The 516-nt window shown below is 62.6% G+C and carries 1 protein-coding gene; it reads left to right on the top strand.

Translation table 11 applies throughout. The features are described 5' to 3' along the window. Window positions 1-49 precede the first annotated feature (49 nt). Window positions 50-516 (top strand): transposase (locus Q2941_RS51900; protein ID WP_479684057.1); only part of this gene is annotated, 467 nt, incomplete at its 3' end.

The following is a 516-nucleotide window of genomic DNA, read 5'->3' as shown; positions in this document are numbered from 1 at the left end:
CCAAGACGGCCTTAGCAGATGCCTTGGCACACTTGAACAAGACGGGACAGTGATCGCGGTGATCGAGATCGGCCAGTCGAGTTGGCTGGTCGCCGGTATTGTGCCCGGACTCGAACGCAATCCTTTGAAGAAGCTCAGCCCAGACCAGGATGCGCTTCTGCAGCTTCTGCATCGTTGGCGGAAGGAGGCGGTGCAGGCTGGACGCACGATCAAACGGATCGCCGTCGCCTATGAGGCCGGCCGCGACGGCTTCTGGTTAGCACGCTGGCTGCGCGCGCAAGAAATCGAGGCCTATGTGATCCACCCGTCGAGCGTCGCGGTATCGCGCGAGCACCGGCGCGCCAAGACCGATCGGCTCGACACCAGCTTGCTCAAACGCTCTTTTCTCGGCTGGCTGCGCGGCGAGCGTGATCACTGCAAGATGGTGGCGATCCCGACAATCAAGGACGAAGACGCCAAGCGGCCTAACCGCGAGCACGAGAGCCTCGTGGGAGAGCGGAGTCGGATCGTCAACCG

The sequence above is a fragment of the Bradyrhizobium sp. UFLA05-153 genome, from assembly GCF_054185185.1.
The sequence above is the reverse complement of the archived record's forward strand: the minus strand, read 5'-3'. Positions and strand labels throughout refer to the sequence as shown.